Raw genomic sequence first — 26,333 nt, 5'->3', positions numbered from 1 at the left:
CCCCTGCGGAGAATGTTTTATCAGCGACAAAAAGGTTGATGATGGACATCATTCTGCCGCCTCCTGATGCATCGCGGCCTGTGCCTCAGCCCGCAATTTTCGGATGAGTTCCAGCTCAGACTGAAAGTCGACATAATGAGGCAGTTTGATGTGCTCAAGGAAGCCGGTGCCCTGGATATTGTCGGAATGGGACAGCACAAATTCTTCGTCCTGTGCCGGCACGCCTGCATTATCTTCGCCCAGTTCTTCCCAGCGCAGGGCACGGTCAACAAGTGCCATGGAAATCGCTTTGCGTTCCGTATGCCCGAAGGTGAGGCCATAGCCGCGCGTGAATTGTGGAGGCTCGGTTTTCGAACCGGTGAACTGGTTGACGGTTTCGCATTCTGTCAATTCGATGTCCCCGATTTCGATGGAGAACCCAAGTTCGGGGATCTCCGCTTCGACAGAGACAGTGCCAAAGCGCAACTCGCCCACAAAGGGGTGGTTACGGCCATACCCCCGTTGTGTGGAATAGGCCATCCCAAGGATGAAGCCTTCATCGCCACGTGTAATGGCTTGCAGGCGCAGGGCACGGTTCGCGGGAAACTCAAGTGGTTCGCGGGTCAGGTCTGGTGGGGTTTCTGCGTCAGGATGTTCTTCCTGGATCAACCCGTCCCTGTTCAGAAAGTCCGTAATGCGCGGCATTTCAGGGGGCGGGGCGCCGGGTGAAGTGACCCCTTCAGGGGCCCCTGAACCCGGCGCGGCAGCGGGCAGGCCCTCTGCCATCAGCGCGAAATCGAGAAGGCGGTGGGTATAGTCGAATGTCGGCCCCAGGATCTGGCCACCAGGGGCATCCTTAAAGGTTGCGGAGATCCGGCGCGTGCAGGCCATGTGATTGGTTTCCACCGGCAGGCTTGATCCGAAGCGTGGCAGAGTGGTGCGATATGCACGGATCAGGAAGATCGCCTCAATCAGGTCCCCACGCGCCTGTTTGATCGCGAGCGCTGCGAGGTCCGGATCATACAGCGAGCCTTCCGCCATGACGCGATTGACCGCAAGTGCCAGCTGTTCGCGGATCTGCGCAATCGACAGTTCAGCAATTTCAGGTGATCCGCGACGTTCTTCCGCCAGCCAGTCATGGGCGGCGTCAATGGCGCGCTCGCCTCCTTTTACGGCAACATACATCAGATCGCCTCCACTTTTGTGCTGCGGGGCAGGGCGCGCACTGTGCTGCCCTGACAGAAGTAAAAATCAAGGCCGAGGGGGAATTGGGCGGCATTGTCGCGGAATGGTGTAATTGCAGGCAGGGCGCAGTCCTGATGTGTCTGAATGCCGGGGCCGGACAGACGTGCGGTTTCCCCTTCGCCTGGATGTTCTATGATCAGCGTTGCTGAGCGATCAGGGTATTCTGCACTGCCGGCAGGCCATTGTCTCAGGGGGAGCAGAGCATCCCATGTTCCCAATGCAAAAGAGGCCTGATCAGGTGTGGTTGCCAGGGCTGTGCCTGTGTGAAAGGTGATCCAGCCCCGGATTAAGTCCGTGTCATGTTCACCAGTCAGAAATACAGGGGTGTTGGCATCTGCAAGCACCAGCAGCAAGCCAGCCGCCGCCTCAGAAAGGGGCGCAGGGGGCTTCGCGCCTGTCAGGTCAAATTTTCGCCCGGGATGGGCCATGGCATTCATGGCAGACCGGAAAGCGCGGGCAGAGTCCCGGCTGACATCAGAAAACCCGCCCTCAAAGATCATCGCATCGCGCATCAGTCTTCTCCCCGTACCATGGTGAAGAATTCAACCTTCGTTCCGGCAGCTTTGGCGGCACGCATGGCGGCCTTTGCTCCGGCCTCTGCTGCAAGGTGACCCAGAATTTCATCCTGAACATCCGCCGCCTGATCTGTTTGCATCAATGCGTCTGTCACGGCCGCAATTCGGGCGTGTTGCTTATCACGGCCCTGCACCATGGAATGCCCGGTTGTGCCACAAGGCAGTTTCAGCGTGCAGCGGGTGACGGTCATTTCGCCCAGATTGAAAGCCGCGCCTGTTCCGCCCATGCGGCCCTGAACCATCATCGCGCCGACTTCCGGTGCGCGCAGCAGTTCCGCTTTCAGCGCACTGAAGCGGCTGACTTCCCAAAGCTCTTTCAGACGCGTAGGGGGCGCTTTGGCCAGAAGGCTCATCCAGGCTTTGCGGGCCTTGTTTTCGATCGTCACCGTGGTCATCCGGGTTATCCTTTCCGGTGGAACAGACATATTGCGAAGTTGTCTATTTTGCTATACAACTAGACAAATCATGGTCGATTCACCCTGAGTCTGGCAAGAGGCTTCTGACTGGTTTTTGGTGAAACTTTCATGACAGTCCGGCCGCTATGTCAGGGAGGTGACACAGGCATGTCAGAAACAGATCAGACCGGGACAGTGAAACGGGTGCCGATGTGGAAAGTGATTTACCAGACGCTGTCGGATGAAATATCCGGGGGACGATATGCACCCGGGGATAAACTGCCAACAGAGGCTGCCCTCTCTGCGCGTTTCGGGGTGAACCGTCATACGGTCCGTCGGGCGATTTCGGAACTTTCAAACGCAGGTATCACCCATTCCCGGCGCGGGGCCGGTGTGTTTGTGACACATGCACCAACGGTCTATCCGATTGGCAAGCGTGTGCGTTACCATCAGAACCTTCTGGCGGCGGGACAGGCACCGGGCAAGCAGATCCTGTCGCTTGAAACCCGTCTGGCAGATTCACGGGAACTGGAGGCACTGAAGCTGCCGCCTGGCAGTTATGTGCAGGTGTTCGAAGCGGTCAGTACCGCAGATGGCACGCCGATTTCATGGTTTACCTCTGTGTTCCCGGCGGAACGCTTCCCGGATATTCTTAATGATATCGCACGCAATCCTTCCGTTACCTACGGGTTTCAGCAAGCCGGAATTGCGGATTACACACGCGCCTGGACACAGTTGACGGCCATTCGGGCCGATGCAATCCGGGCCGGGCATCTGCGCTTGCCCGAAGGCGCACCGATCCTGCGCAGCAGGGGGGTGAATGTGGATCCCTTGGGGGCGCCGATTGAATTTGGAACAACATGTTTTGCCGGGGATCGGGTGACCCTGAGCGTGGATAACCTGACTTAAAACCTGTCACGCAAGTGCAATAAACTTCGGTTACCTCCGGGGAAGAAGAGCGAATCCGGCGCTTTGACCGGCAATGTTCATTTTTTCTGAGGCGGGTTAAACTGATGACTGACTATCTTCCTTCTGTGCGCCTGACCGGCGCGAATGTTCTGCGTGATGGTGAGATGCAGAAACGGTCTGTGGCGATTGCGGATGGGGTGTTCACCCGTGGGCCGTTGCCCGAAGTGGACCTGACCGGTTATGTGATCCTTCCAGGTATCATTGATTTGCACGGGGATGCGTTTGAACGCCATATGGCACCACGTGCCTCTGCCCCGTTTCCTGCACGGCCAGCCCTGAAATCTGCTGCACGGGATGCCGCCGCAAACGGTGTCACGACGGCCTGGTTCGCCCAAAGCTGGTCCTGGGAAGGCGGCTGGCGCAGCCCGGAATTTGCATTGGAAATTCTTCAGGCGCACCGGGATGTAAAAGACAATCTGCCCGTGGATATCCGTGTACAGATCCGCTGTGAAACCCATACGGTGGATTATGCGGATCAGTTGCTGCAGGCGGTGCGGGATTTTGACATTGATTACGTGATTTTCAACAATCACCTGCCGGAAGCGGTCGAAATGACCCGCGAACGCCCTGTGGTTTTTGCGGATTGGGCTGCGCGGCACGGACGATCGCCGGAAGAACATCTGGCCTGTGTGAATAAAGCGCTGGAAGGGACATCACAGGTGCCACGTTACCTGTGTCGTCTGGCTGCTGCGTTTGATCAGGGGCATATCGCCTATGGCAGTCATGATGATCCGGATGGGGAAACCCGCGAACGGTTCCGTATGATTGGGGCGCAGATCTCTGAATTCCCGACGACGGTTGAAGCTGCACAGGCGGCCAGGGCCATGGGCGATCCTGTGATTATGGGCGCGCCGAATGTCGTACGTGGTGGTAGCCAGAGCGGCAACATCGCCGCAGAGAAACTTATTCGTCAGGGGCTGTGTGACGCGCTGGTATCAGATTACTACTATCCGGCTCTGGCGCAGGCGGCCTGGCGGCTTGTCGATCAGGGAACTATGCAACTGCCCGCTGCCTGGGGTTTGATTTCGCAGAACCCGGCGGAAATCCTGGGGCTGCATGATCGTGGCGTAATTGCGCCTGGTAAACGGGCTGATCTGCTGGTGATCCATGAGGAAAGCCGTGAGATTGAAGCCGTGATTTCAGGCGGGCGTTTTGCCAGTCTGACCGGAGAGGCCGGTCGTCGCTTTATGAATGGTTCCAGGACGATGTCACTGGCCGCCGAATAAACGCACAAAAAAGCCGGGGGCAATTCACATGCCCCCGGCTTTTTAAGTTGTAATGCTCAGTTGACGATGGTTGCTTCCGTTACTGCACGGATCTCTTCGTCAGTCACGCCATCGGCCAGCTCTATCAGTTCCAGACCGCCTTCAACCACGTTGAATACGCCCAGATTGGTGATGACCATATCCACAACGCCCTGACCGGTCAGCGGCAGCGTGCAGGATTTCAGCAGTTTGCTTTCGCCCTTTTTGTTGGTGTGATCCATGACCACAACCACGCGGCCAACGCCAGCCACCAGATCCATCGCGCCGCCCATGCCTTTGACCAACTTCTTTGGGATCATCCAGTTCGCCAGATCGCCGTTTTCAGCAACTTCCATCGCGCCCAGGATCGCCATAGCGATCTTGCCGCCACGGATCATGGCAAAGCTTTGCTCTGAGCCGAAGTAAGAGGTGCGGTCGAGTTCGGTGATAGTTTGCTTGCCTGCGTTGATCAGGTCAGCATCAATTGCGTCTTCGGTTGGGAAAGGGCCCATGCCCAGCATACCGTTTTCAGACTGCAGCGTCACATCAACGCCTTCCGGGATATAGTTTGAAACCAGCGTCGGAATACCGATACCCAGGTTCACATACCAGCCGTCCTGCAGTTCCTTTGCGGCGCGTGCCGCCATTTGATTGCGATCCCACATGTTCTGTCTCTTTCTGTAATTCTTCAGGTGCCTGACGGCTTAAGCGGCGGATACGGTGCGCTGTTCAATGCGCTTTTCGTGGTCGCCTTTGATCACGCGGTGCACATAGATGCCCGGGGTGTGGATCAGGTCAGGGTCAAGGGAGCCGGTCGGAACGATTTCTTCGACTTCCGCGATGCAGATCTTGCCACAGGTCGCAGCCGCCGGGTTAAAGTTACGGGCGGTTTTGCGGTAAATCAGGTTGCCCTGTTCATCGGCTTTCCAGGCTTTCACAATTGCCAGATCCGCAACAATGCCGCGTTCCAGAATGTAGGTTTCGCCGTCAAAGTCTTTGTGCTCTTTACCGTCGGCAATCACAGTGCCAACACCGGTTTTGGTGTAGAACCCCGGGATGCCGGCCCCACCAGCACGCATACGTTCGGCCAGTGTGCCCTGTGGGTTGAATTCCAGTTCCAGTTCACCGGACAGATACTGACGCATGAATTCCGCGTTCTCACCGACGTAGGATGAAATCATCTTACGGACCTGTTTGGTTTGCAGTAGAATGCCGATGCCGAAATCATCCACACCCGCGTTGTTAGACGCAAATGTCAGGTCTTTCACACCGCTTTCTTTGATGGCTTCCAGCAGCAGTTCAGGAATGCCACAAAGGCCAAAGCCACCAGCTGCGATGAACATGTCGTCTTTCAGAAGGCCGTCCAGCGCTTCTTTCGCAGAACCATAGATTTTGTTCATGAGTATCTCCCAGGAATGAGGCCACATCAGTGGGCCTCTCAGAATATCTGGACGCATTTCTGAACCTGACCCAACGGGAAGTCAATTCTTTGCTGCGCTGCGGCGGGAAATAAAATTTGTTATTTTTAGTGTCGTTTAAAATAAAAACACCCCGCGAATGGCGGGGTGTTCCAAAATTTACTGCATTGCAGCGGTTTATTCGACAACATCGCCGCTGTCAGTATCCGCTTTCTTCTTGGCGGTGGTCTTTTTCGCCGCCGGTTTTTTAGCAGTTGTTTTTTTTGCGGCAGATTTCTTTGCCGCCGTTTTCTTCGCAGCAGGCTTTTTCTTCGGCGCTGCCTTTTTGCGTGTACCTTTTTTCGCGGCTTTCGCTGCAATCAGTTCCAGCGCCTGTTCAATCGTCACATCCGCAGGCTCAGTTTCTTTGGGCAGGGTCGCATTGACCTTTTCCCACTTCACATAGGCACCGTATTTGCCTTCCACGATCTGGATTGCACCACCGTCATCCGGGTGATCGCCCATTTCGCGCAGTACTTTCGCAGGCGCACCGCGCCCACCACGTGAGGCCACTTTTTCGGCCAGAAGCTGCACCGCGCGGTTCATACCAACGGTGAAGACCTCATCCAGGCCTTCCAGGTTGGCGTTTGTGCCGCCGCGATTGGACGTGGTATCCGCATGTTTCAGGTAAGGCCCATAGCGCCCGATATTGGACCAGACATTCACCCCGTCTTCCGGGTGCGTGCCCAGAAGGCGCGGCAGGGACAGAAGTTTCACAGCAGTTTCAAGTTCAAGATCTTCCGGTGGCCATTCCTTTGGAATCGACTGGCGGTTTGGCTTCTTGTTCTCTTCCGTCACTTCACCACGTTGGGCGTAGGGGCCAAAGCGGCCTTTATGCACCCAGATGTTATCGCCTGCGTCCTGACCCAGAAGTTTGCCTTCTGGTGGGATCGCACCAGCGATTTCCATGCCGGGCGGGCCGAAGGGGCGGGTGTAGCGGCATTCCGGATAGTTGGAACAACCGATGAACGCCCCACCGGAACGTGCGGTGCGCATAGACAGACGTCCCACACCACAGTTTTTACAGCCGCGCGGGTCAGACCCGTCTTCAGTCGGCGGGAAGAGATGTGGTTCAAGCACCTCATTGATCTTTTCCAGCACTTCAGTGATCCGCAGTTCCATGGTTTCACCCACAGAAGCAGAGAAATCACGCCAGAAACGGTTCAGAACCTCTTTGTAATCCGCATCACCCGCGGACACTTCATCAAGCTCATTCTCAAGGTTTGCGGTGAATTCATAACCGACATATTTGCGGAAGTAACTCATCAGGAAGACGGTCACCAGGCGGCCTTTGTCTTCGGGGAAAAGACGGTTCTTTTCCTTGCGCACATAGTCGCGGTCCTGAATGGTTGTGACCACGGAAGCATAGGTGGACGGGCGGCCAATGCCCAGTTCTTCCATGCGTTTTACAAGCGTCGCCTCGGTATAGCGGGGCGGGGGTTGGGTGAAGTGCTGATCAGGTGTGACCTGTGATTTCTTTGCCGCTTCGCCGGTTGCGATCTGGGGCAGACGTTTGTCGTCCTCATCCACAACATCATCGCGGCCTTCTTCATAGACCTTCATGAAGCCATCAAACAACATCACCTGACCAGATGCGCGCAGTTCTACCTGTCCGTCACCACTGGAAACGGTCACAGTGGTGCGTTCCAGACGTGCGGCTTCCATCTGGCTGGCAAGGGTACGCTTCCAGATCAGATCGTAAAGCTTGCGCTGATCCGGGTCGGCGATTTTCAGATCTTCGGTCGCCTTCGCAAGGTCTGTCGGGCGGATACATTCGTGCGCTTCCTGGGCGTTTTTCGCTTTGTTTTTATAAACACGTGGCGAACCCGGCACATAATCTTTGCCATACCGCGCGCCAATGGCATCCCGTGCTGACGCGATGGCTTCCGGCGCCATGTCAATGCCGTCGGTTCGCATATAGGTGATCAGGCCGGCTTCATACAGGCGTTGCGCCACATTCATGGTCTGACGCGCGCCAAAACCGAACTTGCGGCTGGCTTCCTGTTGCAGGGTCGAGGTCATGAAGGGGGGGGAAGGGTTGCGGTTGGCGGGCTTCGCTTCGACATTGGCAATCGACAGATCACGCGTGTTGATCGCATGGACCGCCAGTTCGGCAGCCTCAGCTGACGCAATATCGAATTTATCCAGCTTTTTGCCGCCCAGAACTGTCAGCTTTGCCTCAAACTGCTGCCCGCGCGGGGTATCCAGTAGGGCTTTGACAGACCAGTATTCGCGGTTGTTGAAGGCTTCGATTTCCATCTCGCGTTCAACGATCAGGCGCAGACAGACCGATTGCACACGACCAGCCGAACGCGCGCCCGGAAGTTTACGCCACAGGACTGGGGACAGGTTAAAGCCCACAAGATAATCCAGTGCGCGGCGGGCAAGGTAAGCCTCGACCAGTTCCATGTCGACATCACGCGGGTTCTTCATCGCCTCGGTGACGGCGGACTTTGTGATCGCGTTGAACACCACCCGCTTAACCGGTGTGGTTTTCTTGATGGATTTACGTTTTGTCAGAGCTTCCTGCAGGTGCCAGGAAATTGCTTCACCTTCGCGATCGGGGTCGGTCGCGAGGATCAGTTCGTTGTCATCCGCCAGGGCATCTGCAATCGCTTTGACATGTTTTTTACTGTCGCTGGCGATTTCCCATTTCATGTCAAATTCATGTTCTGGATCCACGGATCCGTCTTTAGGCGGCAGGTCACGTACATGCCCGTAAGAGGCAAGAACCGTGTAGTCATCCCCAAGATATTTATTAATTGTCTTGGCTTTAGCCGGGGATTCTACAACGACAACGGGCATGAAATTCCTTTCGACTCAACATGAGTATATAGCGCGGCAAGATGTGGGGCGGAGACGGGGAAAGTCAATGGGGCAAAGTGAAATCACTGTGCGTGGTGGCTTGCTACTCCTGCAGCAGGCGCAGGATACCACCGGATTTACGTTCAATCCGCCCGTCAATCTCCAGGCGTGTCAGAAGCAAATCAAGATCCGGCAGTGTGATGTTGAAATCTTCAATCAGCTGCGATTCACTTTGCGGCGCGCTGGTCAGGCTTTGCAGTATCTCTGAATGCAAGGCGTTGATTTCAGATGGCGGCCGGCGTGGCGGATGGCGACGGGGGGCAGGGGCGGCGGTGACTGTTGATTTTTCATCCGCAGGAAGGGCCTGTAAAATGTCCCGGACATCCCGAACCAGCACAGCACCATCCCGGATCAACGCGTTACAACCGCCTGCACGCGTGTCAATTGGGTGACCAGGTACTGCCATAACCTCGCGGCCCTGATCCAATGCGTTTTTTGCGGTGATCATTGATCCGGACTTTAGTGCAGCTTCCACCACCACAACGCCACGGGACAGACCTGAAATGATCCGGTTGCGCATTGGGAAATACCGGGCTGTGGGTTGGGTGCCTGGTGGATGTTCTGACAGGATCAGACCGTTTGTTCTGATCGCTGAATATAGTTTGTCATTGTCCTTGGGGTAGATCACGTCGACCCCACCGGCGACAACCGCGATTGTACCGGATTCTAATGCGCCTTCATGTGCAGCTCCATCCGTTCCGCGGGCAAGGCCCGAGACAACCACCAACCCTTCCTGTCCAACTTCCTGCGACAGGCGTTTCGCCATGCGAAGCCCGATGGACGAAGCATTGCGCGCACCAACCAAAGCCACGGCAGAGGATTTTAGAAGATCGGTTTTGCCCAGGAGCCAAAGAACAACCGGCGGATCTGGAATGTCCTTCAGGGCGCTTGGGTAATCCGGATCGCCCCAGAGCATAAGTTCAGCGCCACATGATCTTCCGTTGTTCAGTTCGTGGTGGATGTCTTCGCGTGGGCTGGCGGCAAAGCCTGGACGATCCTGGGGCAGGCGGGACAATACCTCCAGGGCGGATCCGTATTCCGCAACCAGTCGGTGGAAACCCGTCACACCGATCCCTTTTGATCGGATCAGTTGCAGTCGCGCAAACCGTTCCTTCGGGTCAGGTCGCCCGGTGTCCACCGCTGTAAAGAGATCTGTCTGTCCCATAAGAAAGAGATGCCTCTGCCATAATACCGCAGTATTTTATGGCAGAGAGTGGTTAACGAAATCTGAAGGCTACTTATCAGGTTGCAGCGCCGCCAACCGTCAGGCCGGAGATCAGCAGGCTGGGCTGACCAACGCCCACGGGCACCCATTGGCCCTGTTTGCCGCAATTGCCCATGCCAGGATCCATTTCCATGTCATTGCCAATGGCGCGGATCTGTTTCAGGGCTGTGGCACCGTCTCCGATCAGAGTGGCGCCTTTCACAGGGGCGCCGATTTTTCCGCCTTCCACGCTGTAAGCTTCGGTGCAGGAAAACACGAACTTGCCATTTGTAATATCCACCTGACCACCACCAAATCCCACAGCATAGATCCCGTCCTTCAGACCTGACAGCACCTCTTCACGTGTAGCATCACCGCCTAACATATAGGTGTTGGTCATGCGGGGCATCGGGGCGTGGGCATAGCTTTGACGACGGCCATTCCCGGTGGGTTCAACGCCCATAAGGCGCGCGTTCTGGCGGTCCTGCATATAGCCGGTCAAAATACCGTCTTCGATCAGGACATTCTTTCCGCCCGGTGTGCCTTCGTCGTCAATGGTAACGGAGCCGCGACGATCCGGGATTGTTCCATCATCCAGTACAGTCACGCCTTTGGCCGCAATGCGTTCCCCCATGAGGCCCGCGAAGGCGGATGATCCCTTGCGGTTAAAATCGCCTTCCAGTCCGTGACCAATGGCTTCGTGCAGAAGGATACCTGGCCAGCCGGGGCCAAGCACCACATCCATAACACCGGCGGGTGCGGGGACAGCTTCCAGATTTACCGTCGCAATGCGCAGTGCCTCACGCGCCACAGCCTGCCAGTGATCCCGTTGCATAAGCCCTGAGATCCCGGCACGGCCACCGCCACCGGACCCACCGCTTTCGCGGCGACCGTTTTCTTCAACAATCACGGAGATATTTAGTCGTGCCATCGGACGCACATCTGTCAGGCTTTCGCCCTCTGCCCGCAAAATCTCAACTTCCTGGACAGAGGCTGCCAGTGTCGCTGAGACCTGCACCACACGTTTATCAAAGCTGCGCAGGAAGTCATCAATCTCACGCAGGACTTCCAGTTTTACCGCAAAAGGCGCTTCAGAGATCGGATCAAGCGGCTGGTAAAGCTGCGTATTTGTCTTGCGTGGCGCATCTGCCGCAGTACCACCGCCGGAACCAACCGCGAGTCGCGCAGTTTCCGCCGCGCGCATCATGGCCCGTTCGGTCATTTCCGTGGAATGGGCGTAACCGGTGGTTTCGCCTTTGACCGCGCGCAGGCCGAAGCCTTCACCGGCATCAAAGCTGGCGGTCTTCAGGCGGCCATCATCAAAAACCAGGGCTTCTGACCGCGCACGTTCCAGAAAAATTTCACCATCATCCGCACCGGAAAGCGTGTCACGCAGCAGGCTGCGAGCTGCGTCTTTGTCAAAACTGGTGTCAAAGGGGCGGAAACGATCGTCTTCTGATATCACGGGAGCACTCATCTGTGGGGTGTTTTCCGAGGTCATTACTTTCTGCTCCGTTGTTGTGATTGGGCGAGCTGCGACAAATGCGCCGACCCTTCCCTGAAATTTGGTGACAAAATCACATTTACAGCCTCGAAGGGCACATGATTTACTTGTTCCATACGCTTTAATATGGTTTCAAGCGTGCCAGACACAATTGGATTCCGTCGGTTTTCGCCAAAAGCGGCAGAATTTATCGTTCGCAACAATCACGCGGACGACCGGGGAAAAGTGAACAGGACGAACATATGCAACTTAAAAGCACAGTTTCAGGCTTCTTGGCAGCAGCAGGCGCGGCATTCTCAGCAGGTGCAGGTTTTGCACAGGACGCTGATGGAATCAGTGGCCTGGAAGTTAAAGGCGCGCCAGAGCAGGGCGGAATTGCACTGCAGGAAGCCGTAGGCAAGGTTGCCGTAGATACCCATTTTCTTGACAACATGGTGCTTTGGATTATCGGCATCATCGTTCTGTTTGTTGTGGGACTGCTTGCTGTTGTTATTCTGAAGTTTAACCAGCGTGCCAACAAAACACCTGCGACCTTTACACATAACTCTCCACTGGAGATCGCCTGGACCATCGGGCCAATCATTGTTCTGGTCTTTATCGGTGCATTCTCTCTGCCGGTTCTGTTTACCCAGCAAGAGATCCCTGAAGGTGACATTCATGTCAAAGTGACTGGCAGTCAGTGGTACTGGTCTTATGAGTATATCGGAACTGATATCGAGTTTGACAGCTACGGAATCGGTCACCCGGCAACCCTGACGGCTGAAGATACAGAAGCTGGTGCTGTCCCATTTGTACTGAACGAAGTTATGGAAGCGCGTCTGGAAGCTTACGGTTATACACGTGACGAATTCCTGCTGGCGACTGACACAGCTGTTGTTCTGCCTTCTGGTAAAGACATTGTTATGCGGATTACCGCTGCTGACGTGATCCACTCCTGGACCATCCCGGCGTTCGCTGTGAAGCAGGATGCTGTTCCTGGCCGTACTGCAGAACTGTGGTTCAATATACCAGCTGGTGATGAAGGCGTTTACTTTGGCCAATGTTCTGAGCTTTGCGGCAAAGACCATGCCTATATGCCGATCACAGTTAAGATCGTGACACAGGAAGAATATGACGCCTGGATTGCACGTCAGACTGCGTCTGCAGATCTGCCTGCCGAGATCCAGGTCGCTTCTGCTGACTGATCCTGAAGCCCGGGGCCTCGGCTTCCCGCCGGTGGCCTCCAGCAACACGGAACTGACATGAGCGATATGAGTGCAGATAAATCAATCACCTCCGGCTTCGAGAACGAAGCCGGCTTTAGTGACTATTACGCGCTGCTGAAGCCACGCGTAATGTCGCTGGTCGTGTTCACAGCCTTTGTCGGGCTGATGGTTGCGCCAGTACCCGTGCATCCTTTCCTTGCCTTTGTTTCCATCCTGTTCATTGCCCTTGGTGGTGGTGCGTCTGGTGCGCTGAATATGTGGTATGACCACGACATTGACGCAAAGATGAAACGCACAATGAACCGTCCGATTCCGGCTGGTAAAGTGACAAAGGAAGAAGCCTTTGGGCTGGGCTGTGCTCTGTCAGGGATTTCCTGCATTCTGCTGGCGCTGACCGCGAATATCTTTGCAGGTCTCTTCCTGGCCTTTACCATCTTCTTTTATGTGGTGATCTACACCATGTGGCTGAAGCGTCTGACACCACAGAATATCGTTATCGGTGGTGCGGCTGGTGCCTTTCCTCCGATGATCGGCTGGGCTGTGGCCACCGGTGGTGTGTCCATTGAAAGCGTGTTGATGTTCATGATCACCTTCATGTGGACACCACCGCATTTCTGGTCCCTGGCTTTGTTTACCAAGACAGATTATGCGGATGCAGATGTTCCGATGCTGACGGTGACACATGGGCGTGAAGCCACACGCAAACATATCTTTGCCTACACACTGCCTTTGGCTGTTGTGACCCTGGGCATTGCCGCCACATCAATCGGTGGCTGGTCTTATCTGATTGTCTCAATCATTCTGAACGCATTGTTCATTCGCGGTGGCTGGCAGATCCTGCGCCGGGATGATGCGGCGGCAGAAGCGGACGATTACAAGGCAGAACGCAGCTATTTCAAACTGTCGCTGCTGTACCTCTTCCTGCATTTTTCAGCCTTGCTGCTGGAAGCTGCATTGAAGTCATTTGGCTGGGGAGGTTTCTGATGGATCTCAAAGTTGAACACGAAATGCACAAGCGTCGTTTCAGCCGCAACGCAGGTCTTGGATTTGTGTTGGTTGGTCTCGTCGTGCTGGTGTTCGGTATCACGATCGTAAAGGTCAGGATGATTGGCAATGTGCCTGAGGCTTATAATGCGGCCGCTGGTTTGCCAACTGCGGAGGCCGGGGAATGAACGCTCAGGAACCTAATCACGCGAAAACGGCACTTAAGCTTGTGGGGGTCGCCGTTATGATGGGCGGCCTGGCCTGGGCTTCTGTCCCGTTTTATGACTGGTTCTGTCGCGTCACCGGATTTGGTGGCACAACGCAGGTCGCAACCGGAGGCGCCAGCAGGGTTCTGAATGAAACCATTGTTGTGCGTTTTGATGCGTCCCTTGATCGTGACATGCCCTGGGAATTCCGCCCGGCGCAGGATGATATGACAATTCGTATCGGTGAAACCGGTCTGGCCTTCTATGAGGCCTTCAACCCCACGGATCGCCCAGTGGCCGGCACAGCCAGCTACAATGTCGCCCCCTATTCAACAGGTGGCTACTTCACAAAGATCGATTGCTTCTGCTTTACCGAGCAGGTGCTGCAACCCGGTGAACGGGTGATGATGCCGGTGACATTTTATGTTGATCCGGAAATTGTAAACGATGGTGAAGCAAAGTTTGCACAACACATCACACTATCTTACACCTTTTATGAAACCGACCTGCCGGAAGATGTGGCGCAACTTGCGCCAGACACAGCGGCAACAGTAACTGAATAAGAAAAGCCTCCGGCAGAGGGAACGCACATGGCACACGAAAAAAATCACGACTTCCACATTCTGGCCCCAAGCTGGCTGCCTCTTATGGCAGCGGTTTCCGGCTTTATCATGCTCTTTGGGGCTGTCATCTGGATGAGCCCGAATATTGAGAACAACCACCCATGGATCTTCCTGGTTGGTCTGGCTGGCACACTTTATGTGATGTTCGCCTGGTGGGCTGAGATGGTCAAAGAAGGCCAGAACGGCGTTGACCACACACCGGTTGTCCGTATCGGTCTGCGTACGGGTTTCATCCTGTTTGTGATGTCCGAAGTTATGTTCTTCGTGGCATGGTTCTGGGCTTTCTTCAAAAACGCCATGTACCCAATGGGTCCTGACAGCCCTGCAATTGATGGTGTCTGGCCTCCGGTTGGTATCGAGACATTCGATCCATTTCACCTGCCGCTGATCAACACGCTGATCCTGCTGTGTTCCGGTGCGGCATGTACATGGGCACACCACGCGCTTGCACATGAAAACAACCGCAAAGACATGATCAACGGCCTGCTGATCGCGGTTCTGCTGGGTCTGATCTTTACCTTCTTCCAGGGCTACGAATACAGCCACGCAACCTTTGGTCTGGGCGGCAGCGTTTATGGCGGTGTCTTCTACATGGCGACCGGCTTCCACGGCTTCCACGTGATTGTTGGCACGATCTTCCTCTTTGTTTGCATGATGCGCGCAAAGGCAGGTCACTTTACCCAGGAACACCACGTCGGCTTTGAAGCTGCTGCATGGTACTGGCACTTTGTGGACGTTGTCTGGCTTTTCCTTTTTGCCGCAGTTTATATCTGGGGTGCGTAAGCTTGCACCTTCTGCAAATAACGGCTTTAAAGCGCAGGTGGAAACACCTGCGCTTTTTCTTTGCGCGGTGAATAAGGGGCATTCATGCGGGTGAAATTCATCCTTACACTGATATTTGGGATTGCTGGCCTGGCACTCCTGCTATGGCTGGGGTTCTGGCAGGTGTCGCGCCTGAACTGGAAGCTGGATCTTATTGCAGATGTCGAAGCGCGCATCCAGGGAGATCCCGTCGCCATTCCCGAAACCCCAACCTGGGACGAGCACCGCTATCTGCCTGTGACCGCAACTGGCATTGCTGATGATGGTGTGCAGGTTTTTGCCTCTGCCCGCGGGCAGGGCGCAGGCTATCGCATGATCTCTGTGTTTGAGACTAATGGGCGTCGACTGTTGTTGGACCGTGGCTTTCGTCGCCAGGACTCGCATACTGATTTCAACGGCCCGGCTGAGATCACCATTACCGGCAATATGCACTGGCCGGATGAGCTGAACGAATTTACCCCGCCCCCAGAGGGCAACACGTGGTACGCCCGCGACCTTGAAGCGATTTCCATGTCGCTTGGGACCGAGCCACTGCTGATTGTCGCGCGTACCGTGACACCAGATCTTTACACCGCCCGCCCGGTGCCTCTGACAACTGAAGGCATTCCCAATGACCATCTGGGATATGCGATTACCTGGTTTTCTCTGGCATTTTTCTGGGTGGTGATGACAAGCGCCGTTCTCTGGCGTATCAGGCAGAGAACACTGTAAACCAAATGCTGATCAGGCAAGGCAAAGCGATGAAATATATCTCGACCCGGGGCCAGGCGCCCGAACTGTCTTTTGAAGACGCCATGCTCACAGGTCTTGCCCGTGACGGTGGCCTTTATGTGCCGGAAGATGTGCCGACTCTGACCAAGGCGGAAATCGCTGATATGGCCGGTCTGTCTTATGAAGAGATCGCTTACCGCGTTATGCGCCCTTTTGTGGGCGACAGCTTTGGCGATGATGAATTCCGGGGCTTGATCCAAAAGGCTTATGCCGGTTTCGCCCATGACGCCCGAGCACCGCTGAAGCAGCTTGCGCCGAACCATTTCCTGCTGGAATTGTTCCATGGCCCGACGCTTGCGTTCAAAGATTTCGCCATGCAACTGATTGGTCAGATGTTCCAGGCGGCTCTGACAAAACGCGGCCAGCGTATCGTGATCGTTGGGGCAACATCCGGTGACACGGGTTCTGCGGCGATTGAGGCCTTCAAAGGTCTGGATAACGTCGACGTCTTCATCATGTTCCCGGAAGGCCGCGTGTCTGAGGTTCAGCGCCGTCAGATGACCACGCCTTCGGAAAACAACGTGCATGCGCTTGCGGTGAAGGGCGACTTTGATGACTGCCAGGCGCGTCTGAAAGATATGTTCAACGACCATGCCTTCCGTGACGAAGTTGGGCTTGCTGGTGTGAATTCTATCAACTGGGGCCGGGTGCTGGCGCAGGTTGTGTATTATTTCTCTTCTGCTGTGTCCCTTGGCGCACCGCATCGCGAAGTGTCCTTTACTGTGCCAACCGGCAACTTCGGTGACATTTTCGCGGGCTACATTGCCAAGAAGATGGGCCTGCCGATCAAAGAGCTGGTGATTGCCACCAACCAGAATGACATTCTGCACCGCACTATGGAAACCGGCGCTTACACCAAAGAAGGCGTAAGCCCGTCCATCAGCCCGTCAATGGATATTCAGGTTAGTTCCAACTTTGAACGCGCGCTGTTTGACGCTTACGGGCGCGATGGCGATGCGATCCGTTCCGTGATGAATGACCTGTCTGAAAGCGGTAGCTTCAGCATCAGCCAGGGCGCGATGGAAGCGCTGCGGGAACAGTTTACATCTGGCCGCGTGTCTGAAGAAGAAACCTCTGAGACCATCAAAGATATGTTGACCCGCACTGGTGAAGTCCTGTGTCCGCATTCCGCAATTGGTGCGCGTATTGGGGATGCCAACCTGTCTGAGGTGCCGATGATCACCCTCGCCACTGCCCATCCGGCGAAATTCCCGGCAGCTGTAAAAGATGCCTGTGGCGTTGACGTTGGCCTGCCTGCCCATATGGCGGATCTGTTTGAGCGCAGCGAACGTGTAACGCCTGTTGCAAACGACCTGACCGCACTGACCAGCCTGATCCGCGAGCGCCTTAAGAAGTGAGTACCAATTTGAGCACAAAGAACAACCTGCGCACACATACGCTGCCCAATGGGTTTCGTATTGTCACGGAATCCATGCCCGGCCTTGAAAGCACGACCCTTGGTATCTGGGTTAACGCCGGCGGTCGCAATGAATCTGAGGACCAGAATGGCATCGCCCATTTTCTGGAACATATGGCGTTTAAAGGCACGGCGACCCGGTCTGCTTTGGATATCGCAGAGCAGATTGAAGATGTGGGTGGGTATCTTAACGCTTATACATCCCGCGAAATGACAGCCTATTACGCCCGTGTTCTGGCGGCGGATGTGCCGCTGGCGCTGGATGTGATTTCCGATATCCTTCTGAACCCGACCTTTGATCAGGATGAGATCGAAACAGAACGCGGTGTGATCCTTCAGGAGATCGGGCAGGCGCTTGATACGCCGGATGACGTGATCTTTGACTGGCTGCAGGAACAGGCTTACCCGGATCAGCCACTTGGTCGCACGATCCTTGGCCCGGCTGAAAAAGTGTCGGCCTTCCAGAAATCGGACCTCGAACAGTTTATTGGTGCCCATTACGGCCCTGGCAATATGATCCTGGCGGCGGCGGGTGCTGTTGATCATGATCAACTGGTAAAACAGGCAAAGGCTCTGTTTGGTACGCACACCGCCCGCACAGCCCCTGCCATGTCCGGTGGCAGCTATCGCGGTGGTGAAGTCCGGGTTGAGAAGGATCTTGAACAGGCGCATTTTGCCCTGGCTTTTGAAGGCCCGGCCTACACAGATGACGGGATCTGGGCGGCTCAACTGTATTCTGGTGTTCTTGGCGGCGGCATGTCTTCGCGACTGTTTCAGGAACTGCGGGAAAAACGTGGCCTTTGCTATACGATCTACGCGCAGGCCGGGGCGTTTGCTGACAGTGGTATGACGACGATTTACGCAGGCACCAGCGGTGATCAGGTGGAAGAGCTGGCGCTTGTTACGATTGACGAAATGAAGCGCGCAAGTGATACAATCACCCAGGCTGAACTGGATCGCGCCCGTGCGCAGATGAAGGCCGGGATGCTGATGGGGCTGGAAAGCCCGTCAAACCGTGCAGAACGCCTGGCGCGTATGACCTCGATCTGGGGCCGCGTGCCACCGGTGAATGAGGTCGTTGAGAAGATCGACAGCGTTGATCTGAACGCGCTTCGGGCCTTTGGGGCTGATATGGCGGTCAACGCCCGTGCGACGCTTGCACAATACGGCCCTGTGGCCGGTGCTGCGGATCTTGCGGCCTTGAATGCACGTCGCATGGCGGGCTGATGCTGGGGCGTAAACGAAACATCCGGCTGGAGACGGACCGCCTGTATCTGCGCCCGCCTCAGCACGCGGATTTCCGCGAATGGGCTGCGTTGCGCCGCACCAGCCAGGCGTTTCTGACGCCATGGGAACCAGCATGGTCAAAAGATCACCTGTCCCGCAAGGGGTTTACCAACCGGGTCTATTGGGCCCGGAGGTCGATTTCGCAGGGCACTGCTGCGCCACTGTTCCTGTTTCGCCGTGCAGACAACTATCTGATCGGGGCAATTACGCTGGATAACATCCGGCGCGGTCCTGCTCAGGCCGGCACGCTTGGCTATTGGATCGGGCAGGGCTTTGCGCGGCAGGGCTATATGCTGGAAGCGCTTCTGGCGGTGGAACATTTCGCCTTCCGTGACCTGGACCTTTCCCGCCTCGAAGCCGCCTGTCTGCCGGAAAATCAACCCAGTCGTGGGTTGCTGGAACGGTCCGGTTTCAAATACGAAGGTGTAGCCCAGAGCTACTTGCAGATCAGCGGCCGCTGGCGCACCCATGTGCTATACGCCAACCTGCGCGGGGATCGCCGTGGCAAGACCGATGCAGGCTGAGGCCACGACCTGGCTTGAAATACACCGCATCACATGTTCATCTCCGGACGGAGGCCCAAATGCTGCAACCTGTTACACCTGAGTTTATCGCTACATTGACAGAAACCCTGGGCGAAGACATTCTGCGCCCGGCGGATGCACTGTATCTGGAAGAGCCACGTAAACGCATCGCCGGGCATGCCGGTGCTGTTGTCGCCCCGCGCAATACGCAAGAGGTCTCCGACGTTCTGAAGCTTTGCTCTGAATACCTTATTGGCGTCATTCCCTTCGGCGGTGGTACAGGCCTTGTGGGCGGGCAGATCATGGCAGCAGATCAGGGGCCTGCGCCGCTGATCTTGTCGCTTGAACGTATGAACACAATGCGCGCGATTTATCCGTCAGAGAACGTGCTGGTGGCTGAAGCAGGGATGACACTTGCCAGCATCCAGGAGGAAGCGGAAAAAGAAAGCCGTCTATTCCCCCTGTCGCTTGCTTCTGAAGGCAGCTGTCGGATCGGTGGGAACCTGGCCACCAATGCAGGCGGGGTGAATGTGCTGCGCTACGGCAATACACGTGATCTGTGCCTTGGGGTTGAGGCCGTCCTGGCCGATGGATCTGTACTGAACAACCTGTCACGCCTGCGCAAAGACAATACCGGTTATGATGTGAAAAACCTGTTGATTGGTTCAGAAGGCACGCTTGGGGTAATTACCGCCGCCAGCCTGCGCCTGTCCCCGCGTCCTGCGCGTGTGGGGACGGCTGTGCTTGTCGTGCGTGATCCTGCGGCGGCGCTTGAACTTCTGGGCATTGCCCGTGATTTGTCTGGTGACGGGGTATCGGCGTTTGAATTGCTTTCAGGCACCGGCGTCGGGTTTGTGCGTGATACTTTGCCCGAGATACATCAACCTTTTGCCGATGTTCCTGAATGGTCCGTGCTTGTCGAATTCGGCTTGCCTGCTGCGCTTGATCCAGAAGCCCTGCTGGAACAGCTATTTGTTCAGGGGGCTGAGGCGGGGCTGGTGTCGGACGGCGTGATTGCCCAGTCGCTTGCACAACGTAATCAGCTTTGGTCCCTGCGCGAACATATACCGGCGGCGAATAAGAAGGTGGGTGCGATTGTCAGCCATGATATTTCGTTGCCACTGTCAGCCCTTGCGGAATTCATCCCTCATGGCATGGCAAAAATTGCTGAAATAGCCCCCGTACGGGTGAATTGTTTTGGTCACCTTGGGGATGGTAATCTGCATTACAACGTCTTCCCGCCTGTAGGGGAAACGCGTGAGGCCTGGGCGCATGTAAGGGATGACATTGAACGCCTGGTGCATGATCTTGTGCATGACTATGGCGGATCCTTCAGCGCGGAACACGGGATCGGTCGGATGAAAGCGAATGAGCTGATCCGTTATGCCGACCCGACGCGGTATCGGGTGATGAAGCAGATGAAAGCGGCGCTTGATCCTCTTGGTATCCTGAACCCGGGTGCTGTTCTGACCTGAGCCACAGAAAACAACCGCCCTGCGCAGGGCAGGGCGGTTGGTACTTTTACGTGTGTTATACAAGCAGCGTCCGTGGGTAGCGGACAGGCTTAGTCTTAGGGGCTATTCCTTACCGAAAGGTTTACCAAATTGGTGAAATTCAGAATTTCGGTAAAAGTTAACCTTACATCCCGTCAAACTCACATAGGGCGTAAACATCCATGCCAAGCGCTTCCAGTTTCTTCCGACCACCCAGTTCCGGCAGGTCGATTACGAAGGCACAACCAATGATCTCAGCGCCCAGACGTTCCAGCAGTTTGATCCCGGCTTCTGCGGTGCCACCGGTGGCCAGCAGGTCATCGACAACCAGCACGCGTTCACCCGGTTTCAGGGCGTCGTCATGGATTTCCACAATCGCTTCGCCATATTCCAGGTTATAGTCCTGGCTGATCGTTGTGCCAGGCAGTTTGCCCTTTTTGCGCACAGGCACAAAACCAACGGACAGCTGATGCGCAATCGCGCCACCCAGAATAAAGCCGCGGGCTTCAAGGCCTACCACCTTATCAATCGGTTGCCCGGCATAGGGGTGCAGAAGCTGATCAATCGCCATGCGAAACCCGCGTGGGTCGGAAAACAATGTGGTCACATCGCGAAACATGATGCCTTCATGCGGGAAATCAACAATCGTCCGGATGTAATCTTTGACGTCTTTTTTCATCTCACTTTGCCTTCCGTGGTGAGCCTCATCAGACCCTCAAGCGGGCCGCGTCTGAACTTAATGAACCAAAGACGTGCAAACAATGCGGCAATCACGCAAAAACCCAGAGAAATTGCGAAAATATCATAGGCGGACAGGCTGCCATCCAGTTTCCCGATCCCTTCAAGTATTCCCATACCCAGATAAATATGGGCCATGTATAATGTCAGGCTCATTTTGCCAGGTGCTGCCAAAAGGTTTGTAAAGTGCAAGCGGGTTAAGATCGGGGTGATCAGCAGGATGAGTCCCAGCATCGCGATGGCAGTTCCCGACCCTGCAAGGATATAGAACGGTGTTGGCGGGATAGGGGCGGTTGAAACGATTTCGATCAACTCGGGGTCCAGGCTGCCCAAGGTCTTACTGACCAAAGATGTCGTGGTCGCAAGGATGCCACCCCAGATCAATAGGCGCAGCTGCGTGCCCCGTGCCGCCAGATCCAACCGTCCGACCCACATGCCAATCAGAAACAGTGCAGCCCAGGGAAAGACCGGATGCCAGCCATTGTAGAATGAATGCCGCAGAAAGCCCGAAATACTCCAGAAATCCGCATACTTAAAGGTTTCAAAGTTCCAACCGTTTTCAAAATCAAAGGCAAACAAGGCGATATATCCAATCAGGGTAATCGCACCGGCCCCCAGCAAAAGCATCCGACCAGACGCCTGTGTGAACAGCATGCCAACAAGGAAATACAAGGCATAAAAATGTAGGATATCCGCATCAAACATCACCATGTCGAGCATACCGATGATAAACAGAAACACCGCCCGCCGCAGGGTCAGATGCCAGGGTTGTCGCCCGCTTGCGTGGCCCATGGTAAAGCCAACACCTGCCAGAATAACAAACAGGGCAGCGGCGCGTCCTTCAAGGCTGTTGGTCACAAGGGTGGGGAAATCAGCATCCGTCGTCACCTGTGCCGCAATACGAAAGTTCACCAGAACCATGCCCAGAAAGGCGATGAACCGCGCGACATCTATACCTTGCAACCGCATGAAGACCTCCTAAAATAAAACCGGTTTTGTCACCATCAGCCAGAACACACCCATCAGCGCAATAAATGCCGGCCAGCCCAGGGCAAACCAAATGTGATACAGGCGCCAGGCGTGACCCGGCAAGGGGGTGCCATTTTGCAGGGCATCACGCGCAAGCTCACGAATACGGATCTGCAGGTGCACGACGGGCAGCCAGCAGATCAGGGCGATGATGTAGAGCAGGTAAGTCACAATCAGCCAGCTTTCCCATAGGGACCATCCCTGCAACCAGATCAGCCAGAGGCCTGTTGCGGGCTGAAGAAAACCAGCGGGCGTGGTGAAGATCCAGTCTGCAATCACAACACCGGATGCGACGGAATGCACTGTCTCCACGCGGTCTTTGCGCGCCAGATGCATGGCCCAGACCATCTGGAAAGCCGTACCAATGCCTGTGCCAAAAAGAACGGTAGAACACAGGATATGCGCGTATTTGGCTATGAAATACCAGTCCATCAGCGTTCTTCTTCAAGGATTAGAAAAATGACCAGCAGCAGAAGGATGGGCAGATTTTTCAGGAGCCCACCGATGGGTAGAAACCAAAGTGTAGGGGCAAGAATGGTCAGACCCAGGGTATAACTTCCAACGAAGGTGATCTGCACCCAACCCATAAGTTTCAGCAGCCAGCCCCGCAACAGGGCAAGGGCAATCGCCAGATCGGCCAACCCGCCAATCCGGGCAATGGCGATCAGGGCGATATCGGGCAGGGGAGCACCGGCCAGCAGTGGCAGGAAGTGGGAGGACGGCAGGAACAATCCAATAAGCCCGGACAGCACCCACATAAAAATCAGCATCAGGCGCAACAATGGGCGCAAAAGAAATAACCGCGACTGCCAGAGATCCTGCGTGCCTGCAGGGCGCGCGTTAAGAAACGCCGTGAAACCACGCGGTCTGGTTTGCAGTGGCGGGGTTCCCCGGGCCAGAACACCGGCATCAAGTTGCGCCAGGGCAGTGGTGGAAATCGGTCCCATCTTCATGAAGTCGCCAAGTTTCCCGGCAAGACGCGCAAATCTTGCGGGAAGGGCAAAACTCTTACAGGGGGCAAGGCCCATCCAGGCACGATAGGCGGCAATCATCTGCTTTTGTGTGATGTCCTCTGGACCGCCAATGTCGTGGGGGCCGTGTGCTGTGCCATGCTCCAGCATTTCATGCACTGCTTTTGCAAGATCCTGTGCATGGATTGGGTTCATCTCCTGGATGCCGTCCCCAAGCAGCGGCGTAACAGGCAGGCTGGCCAGAGCGCGGAGCAGGGATGATCCGCCATAAGAGGTATCCCCTAACACAAGTCCGGGGCGCAGGCAGATCACATCATTCACACGCGCCAGGACTTCGCCTTTGCGTCGCCAGATCGCAAAGGGCGTGTTGGCTTTCTCAATACCCACAGCAGAGATCAGCAGTTTTCGTGCTGCTGGAAATGCACGGTACACTGCCTGGGGCGCAAACACATGAACCGCTTCAAAAGCGTCTTCTGACCCTGTCAGAAGTCCGGCGGCATTTACGACGTAGTCACATCGGCCCGCATTGTTCTGCCAGAAAGTGGGTTCGTGGCAGGCGGGTGCCGTCAGATCGACCTGCAGAACCTCAAATCCCATATACTTCAGGGCTTTGACCCGGCGCGCGGAGGCGAGAACGTCCCAGCCTGCCGCGCGACATTCAAAGGCGATATGGCGGCCGATAAATCCATCGGCCCCCAGGATTAGGACGCGTGGTTTCACATCAACACACGCCCGGCCACCGCATCAAGTTTGGCCATCAACGCCGGGTCGCGTTTGTCCGGTGCGGTCAGGATGGCGAATTCCAATGCCCGGTCACACCCGTGTTCACAAGGGGCGCGGTCTGCACCCAGAAGATCTGGCAGCCGGGTCACCAAATCGCGGCCCTTGTCGGCATTACCCATCAAGGTTTTGATGATCTCGGTCACGTCAACTTCGCCATGTTCCGGATGCCAGCTGTCATAATCGGTGATCATCGCGATGGAGGCATAACAAAGCTCGGCCTCACGGGCCAGTTTCGCTTCGGGCATGTTGGTCATGCCAATCACATCACAGCCCCAGCTTTCGCGGTACATTTTGCTTTCGGCAAGAGTCGAAAACTGCGGCCCCTCCATCGCCAGATAGGTGCCTCCGTTGTGCATGTTGATCCCAGCCGCTTCGCCCGCCTGATAGCAGGTGGCAGACAGACGTGGACAGGTGGGATAGGCTACAGAGACATGGGCAACACAGCCGGTGCCGAAGAAGGATTTTTCCCGTGCGAAGGTGCGGTCAATGAACTGATCCACCACGACAAAATCACCTGGTGCCATTTCCTCGCGGAAGGATCCGCAGGCAGAAACAGAGATCACATCCGTCACACCCAGACGTTTCAGGGCATCAATATTGGCGCGGTATGGAACGGTTGTCGGGGAATGCACATGGCCACGTCCATGTCGTGGCAGGAAGGCCATTTTTACGCCATTGAGTGTGCCGGTCAGGATCTCATCTGAGGGTGTGCCCCAGGGGCTTTCCACCGCCTGCCAGGTCGCATTTTCCAGTCCGTCAATTTCATAGAGGCCAGAGCCCCCGATCACGCCAATCATGGTTTCTGTGGTCATCGGGGCAGCTCCTTCATGTGCTTAAATTCAGGCAGATTTAATCATCGGGACGCGCAAGGGTAAAGACCTCATCCACCTTCGCGTAATCACGATATCCCATACGGGCCAGGGGTTGATATTTTGTCGCATCAAACATGCCGTCTGTCATGCAATCATCGCGCATGTGTACGCCTATCACTTCGCCAAAAACCACCCGGTTGGCTTCGCCAGGCAGTTGCACGATTCTTGTCAGTTTGCATTCCAGTGCTGCAGGGGCGTCGGCCACGCGGGGGCAGTTGATCTCTGAACATTCTGCTTTGGGCAGGCCTGCGTGCAGGAATTCATCATCCCCGGCGGGCAAGGCGGCCGAGCTTGCGTTCATGGCGTCGCGCATCTGAAATCCAACGATATTCACACAGAAGACCCCGGTTTCTTCAATTCCTGCCGCGCTGTCCTTGGTTTCACCCCGGTCTGCTTTGGCAGACGTCGTGGCGAACATCACTTGCGGCGGCTCATAGGCGACGCCGTTGAAAAATGAATAGGGGGCCAGGTTATCGCGGCCCTGACCATCACGTGTTGAGATCCAGCCAATTGGGCGTGGGGTAATGAGGGCATTAAAGGGATTATGAGGCAGGCCGTGGCCATCCTGAGGGCGATAGAACATCTGCTTTCCTTCGGGGGAATTGCGGTTTACTCAGAGGTAATGATGCATCGTGCGAAGGTCCAGATGCTGAGGGTGGAAAACTGTGTGAGGGACGCAGATGATTGAGCTGCGACAGGAATGTTCAGAGGACTGGTGGGAAGTCGAAGCCCTCTATGACCTTTGTTTTGCTCCAGGGCGTGAAGCCCTGTCGTCTTATCGTCTGCGTAACAATATTCCGCCTGTCGAACAACTTTCCATCATTGCCCGGGATGAAGAAAACATACTGGCTGGCGCGATCCGGTACTGGCCGGTGGATGTCGGTGGCAAACAGGTGTTGCTGCTGGGGCCTGTGGCTGTTCACCCGACCCATCAGGGCGAAGGACTGGGCGGATCTCTTATGCGTCACAGCCTTGAAGTTGCCCGGGAAACCGGTTGGGGCCGGGTGATGCTTGTGGGGGATGAACCTTACTATCGCCGCTTTGGGTTTGTGAAGCTTGATGATGTCACAATGCCACCGCCTACCAACCCCGAACGTGTGCTGGGGCTGGAATTGCAGACAGGTGCCTGGGAGGGTATCACGGGGACGGTGGATAAAGCACGGCAGTGATC

General features: G+C 55.7%; 27 protein-coding genes. 13 read left to right on the top strand and 14 right to left on the bottom strand.

The window, feature by feature from the left end; translation table 11 throughout:
* Positions 1–48: 48 nt before the first annotated feature.
* The 3 genes from H1D41_RS07615 to phnG are packed head-to-tail and all read right to left on the bottom strand — an operon-like array spanning position 49 to position 2,194.
* Complete coding sequence (locus tag H1D41_RS07615; protein WP_228848326.1) at positions 49–1,164, bottom strand: carbon-phosphorus lyase complex subunit PhnI; 1,116 nt, start codon at positions 1,162–1,164, stop codon at positions 49–51.
* Positions 1,164–1,736, bottom strand: coding sequence for a phosphonate C-P lyase system protein PhnH (phnH, locus tag H1D41_RS07610; protein WP_228848325.1), 573 nt, complete (start codon positions 1,734–1,736; stop codon positions 1,164–1,166). The genes H1D41_RS07615 and phnH overlap by 1 nt, the downstream gene beginning before the upstream one ends.
* Positions 1,736–2,194: a phosphonate C-P lyase system protein PhnG gene (phnG, locus tag H1D41_RS07605; RefSeq protein ID WP_228848324.1), complete on the bottom strand. Its 459-nt coding sequence runs from the start codon at positions 2,192–2,194 to the stop codon at positions 1,736–1,738. Before phnG ends, phnH begins: the two co-directional genes overlap by 1 nt.
* Before the next feature lie 168 nt (positions 2,195–2,362).
* On the opposite strand from phnG, the gene phnF reads away from it, so the two are divergent.
* A complete protein-coding gene (phnF, locus tag H1D41_RS07600; RefSeq protein ID WP_228848323.1) occupies positions 2,363–3,103 on the top strand; it encodes a phosphonate metabolism transcriptional regulator PhnF in 741 nt (246 codons plus the stop codon).
* Positions 3,104–3,207: 104 nt separating this feature from the next.
* Positions 3,208–4,389 (top strand): alpha-D-ribose 1-methylphosphonate 5-triphosphate diphosphatase, encoded by a 1,182-nt coding sequence (locus H1D41_RS07595; protein ID WP_228848322.1) that lies wholly within the window; start codon positions 3,208–3,210, stop codon positions 4,387–4,389.
* A 56-nt stretch (positions 4,390–4,445) separates the two neighbouring features.
* On the opposite strand, the gene H1D41_RS07590 is transcribed toward H1D41_RS07595, so the two are convergent.
* The 5 genes from H1D41_RS07590 to tldD form a co-directional block, all read right to left on the bottom strand.
* On the bottom strand, positions 4,446–5,072 hold the full coding sequence (locus tag H1D41_RS07590; protein WP_228848321.1) for a 3-oxoacid CoA-transferase subunit B: 627 nt from the start codon (positions 5,070–5,072) through the stop codon (positions 4,446–4,448).
* A 39-nt stretch (positions 5,073–5,111) separates the two neighbouring features.
* On the bottom strand, positions 5,112–5,807 hold the full coding sequence (locus H1D41_RS07585; RefSeq protein WP_228848320.1) for a CoA transferase subunit A: 696 nt from the start codon (positions 5,805–5,807) through the stop codon (positions 5,112–5,114).
* Positions 5,808–6,002: 195 nt separating this feature from the next.
* The gene (gene topA, locus H1D41_RS07580; protein ID WP_228848319.1) at positions 6,003–8,669 is read right to left on the bottom strand and encodes a type I DNA topoisomerase; all 2,667 of its coding nucleotides are present in this window, start codon (positions 8,667–8,669) and stop codon (positions 6,003–6,005) included.
* 103 nt (positions 8,670–8,772) lie between these two features.
* On the bottom strand, positions 8,773–9,894 hold the full coding sequence (gene dprA / locus H1D41_RS07575; RefSeq protein WP_228848318.1) for a DNA-processing protein DprA: 1,122 nt from the start codon (positions 9,892–9,894) through the stop codon (positions 8,773–8,775).
* A 76-nt stretch (positions 9,895–9,970) separates the two neighbouring features.
* Entirely contained in the window at positions 9,971–11,410 is a 1,440-nt protein-coding gene (gene tldD / locus H1D41_RS07570) for a metalloprotease TldD (protein WP_394355399.1), read from the bottom strand.
* Between the two features lie 269 nt (positions 11,411–11,679).
* On the opposite strand from tldD, the gene coxB reads away from it, so the two are divergent.
* The 10 genes from coxB (at position 11,680) to H1D41_RS07520 (ending at position 20,751) form a co-directional block, all read left to right on the top strand.
* Positions 11,680–12,621, top strand: coding sequence for a cytochrome c oxidase subunit II (gene coxB / locus H1D41_RS07565; protein ID WP_228848316.1), 942 nt, complete (start codon positions 11,680–11,682; stop codon positions 12,619–12,621).
* Between the two features lie 57 nt (positions 12,622–12,678).
* Entirely contained in the window at positions 12,679–13,626 is a 948-nt protein-coding gene (cyoE, locus tag H1D41_RS07560) for a heme o synthase (protein ID WP_228848315.1), read from the top strand.
* Positions 13,626–13,814: a hypothetical protein gene (locus tag H1D41_RS07555; RefSeq protein WP_228848314.1), complete on the top strand. Its 189-nt coding sequence runs from the start codon at positions 13,626–13,628 to the stop codon at positions 13,812–13,814. Before cyoE ends, H1D41_RS07555 begins: the two co-directional genes overlap by 1 nt.
* Positions 13,811–14,395 (top strand): cytochrome c oxidase assembly protein, encoded by a 585-nt coding sequence (locus tag H1D41_RS07550; RefSeq protein WP_107495094.1) that lies wholly within the window; start codon positions 13,811–13,813, stop codon positions 14,393–14,395. Before H1D41_RS07555 ends, H1D41_RS07550 begins: the two co-directional genes overlap by 4 nt.
* A gap of 27 nt (positions 14,396–14,422) precedes the next feature.
* A complete protein-coding gene (locus tag H1D41_RS07545; protein ID WP_107495093.1) occupies positions 14,423–15,238 on the top strand; it encodes a cytochrome c oxidase subunit 3 in 816 nt (271 codons plus the stop codon).
* 84 nt (positions 15,239–15,322) lie between these two features.
* On the top strand, positions 15,323–15,988 hold the full coding sequence (locus H1D41_RS07540; RefSeq protein ID WP_228848313.1) for an SURF1 family protein: 666 nt from the start codon (positions 15,323–15,325) through the stop codon (positions 15,986–15,988).
* Positions 15,989–16,017: 29 nt separating this feature from the next.
* Positions 16,018–17,406 carry a threonine synthase gene (thrC, locus tag H1D41_RS07535; RefSeq protein ID WP_228848312.1) on the top strand — a complete coding sequence of 463 codons (1,389 nt, stop codon included), beginning with the start codon at positions 16,018–16,020 and terminating at the stop codon, positions 17,404–17,406.
* A gap of 8 nt (positions 17,407–17,414) precedes the next feature.
* Positions 17,415–18,692, top strand: coding sequence for a M16 family metallopeptidase (locus H1D41_RS07530; RefSeq protein WP_267473621.1), 1,278 nt, complete (start codon positions 17,415–17,417; stop codon positions 18,690–18,692).
* Positions 18,692–19,276: a GNAT family N-acetyltransferase gene (locus H1D41_RS07525; RefSeq protein ID WP_228848311.1), complete on the top strand. Its 585-nt coding sequence runs from the start codon at positions 18,692–18,694 to the stop codon at positions 19,274–19,276. The genes H1D41_RS07530 and H1D41_RS07525 overlap by 1 nt, the downstream gene beginning before the upstream one ends.
* Before the next feature lie 59 nt (positions 19,277–19,335).
* Positions 19,336–20,751 carry an FAD-binding oxidoreductase gene (locus H1D41_RS07520; RefSeq protein ID WP_228848310.1) on the top strand — a complete coding sequence of 472 codons (1,416 nt, stop codon included), beginning with the start codon at positions 19,336–19,338 and terminating at the stop codon, positions 20,749–20,751.
* 163 nt (positions 20,752–20,914) lie between these two features.
* Here H1D41_RS07520 and H1D41_RS07515 read toward each other — a convergent pair whose 3' ends face one another.
* The 6 genes from H1D41_RS07515 to H1D41_RS07490 are packed head-to-tail and all read right to left on the bottom strand — an operon-like array spanning position 20,915 to position 25,745.
* The gene (locus H1D41_RS07515; protein ID WP_228848309.1) at positions 20,915–21,448 is read right to left on the bottom strand and encodes an adenine phosphoribosyltransferase; all 534 of its coding nucleotides are present in this window, start codon (positions 21,446–21,448) and stop codon (positions 20,915–20,917) included.
* Positions 21,445–22,476 (bottom strand): DUF418 domain-containing protein, encoded by a 1,032-nt coding sequence (locus H1D41_RS07510; protein ID WP_228848308.1) that lies wholly within the window; start codon positions 22,474–22,476, stop codon positions 21,445–21,447. Before H1D41_RS07510 ends, H1D41_RS07515 begins: the two co-directional genes overlap by 4 nt.
* Positions 22,477–22,485: 9 nt before the next feature.
* Positions 22,486–22,968: a DUF2269 family protein gene (locus H1D41_RS07505; protein ID WP_228848307.1), complete on the bottom strand. Its 483-nt coding sequence runs from the start codon at positions 22,966–22,968 to the stop codon at positions 22,486–22,488.
* Complete coding sequence (locus H1D41_RS07500) at positions 22,968–24,227, bottom strand: DoxX-like family protein (RefSeq protein ID WP_228848306.1); 1,260 nt, start codon at positions 24,225–24,227, stop codon at positions 22,968–22,970. Before H1D41_RS07500 ends, H1D41_RS07505 begins: the two co-directional genes overlap by 1 nt.
* Positions 24,224–25,102, bottom strand: a complete 879-nt coding sequence (locus H1D41_RS07495) for an S-methyl-5'-thioadenosine phosphorylase (RefSeq protein WP_228848305.1) — start codon at positions 25,100–25,102, stop codon at positions 24,224–24,226. The genes H1D41_RS07500 and H1D41_RS07495 overlap by 4 nt, the downstream gene beginning before the upstream one ends.
* 37 nt (positions 25,103–25,139) lie before the next feature.
* Entirely contained in the window at positions 25,140–25,745 is a 606-nt protein-coding gene (locus H1D41_RS07490; RefSeq protein WP_228848304.1) for a flavin reductase family protein, read from the bottom strand.
* Positions 25,746–25,842: 97 nt separating this feature from the next.
* Between H1D41_RS07490 and H1D41_RS07485 the strand changes: the two genes are divergently transcribed.
* Positions 25,843–26,331 (top strand): GNAT family N-acetyltransferase, encoded by a 489-nt coding sequence (locus H1D41_RS07485; RefSeq protein WP_228848303.1) that lies wholly within the window; start codon positions 25,843–25,845, stop codon positions 26,329–26,331.
* Positions 26,332–26,333 lie beyond the last annotated feature (2 nt).

It is taken from the genome of Halocynthiibacter styelae, from assembly GCF_016123485.1.
GTDB lineage: Bacteria > Pseudomonadota > Alphaproteobacteria > Rhodobacterales > Rhodobacteraceae > Halocynthiibacter > Halocynthiibacter styelae.
The sequence above is the reverse complement of the archived record's forward strand: the minus strand, read 5'-3'. Positions and strand labels throughout refer to the sequence as shown.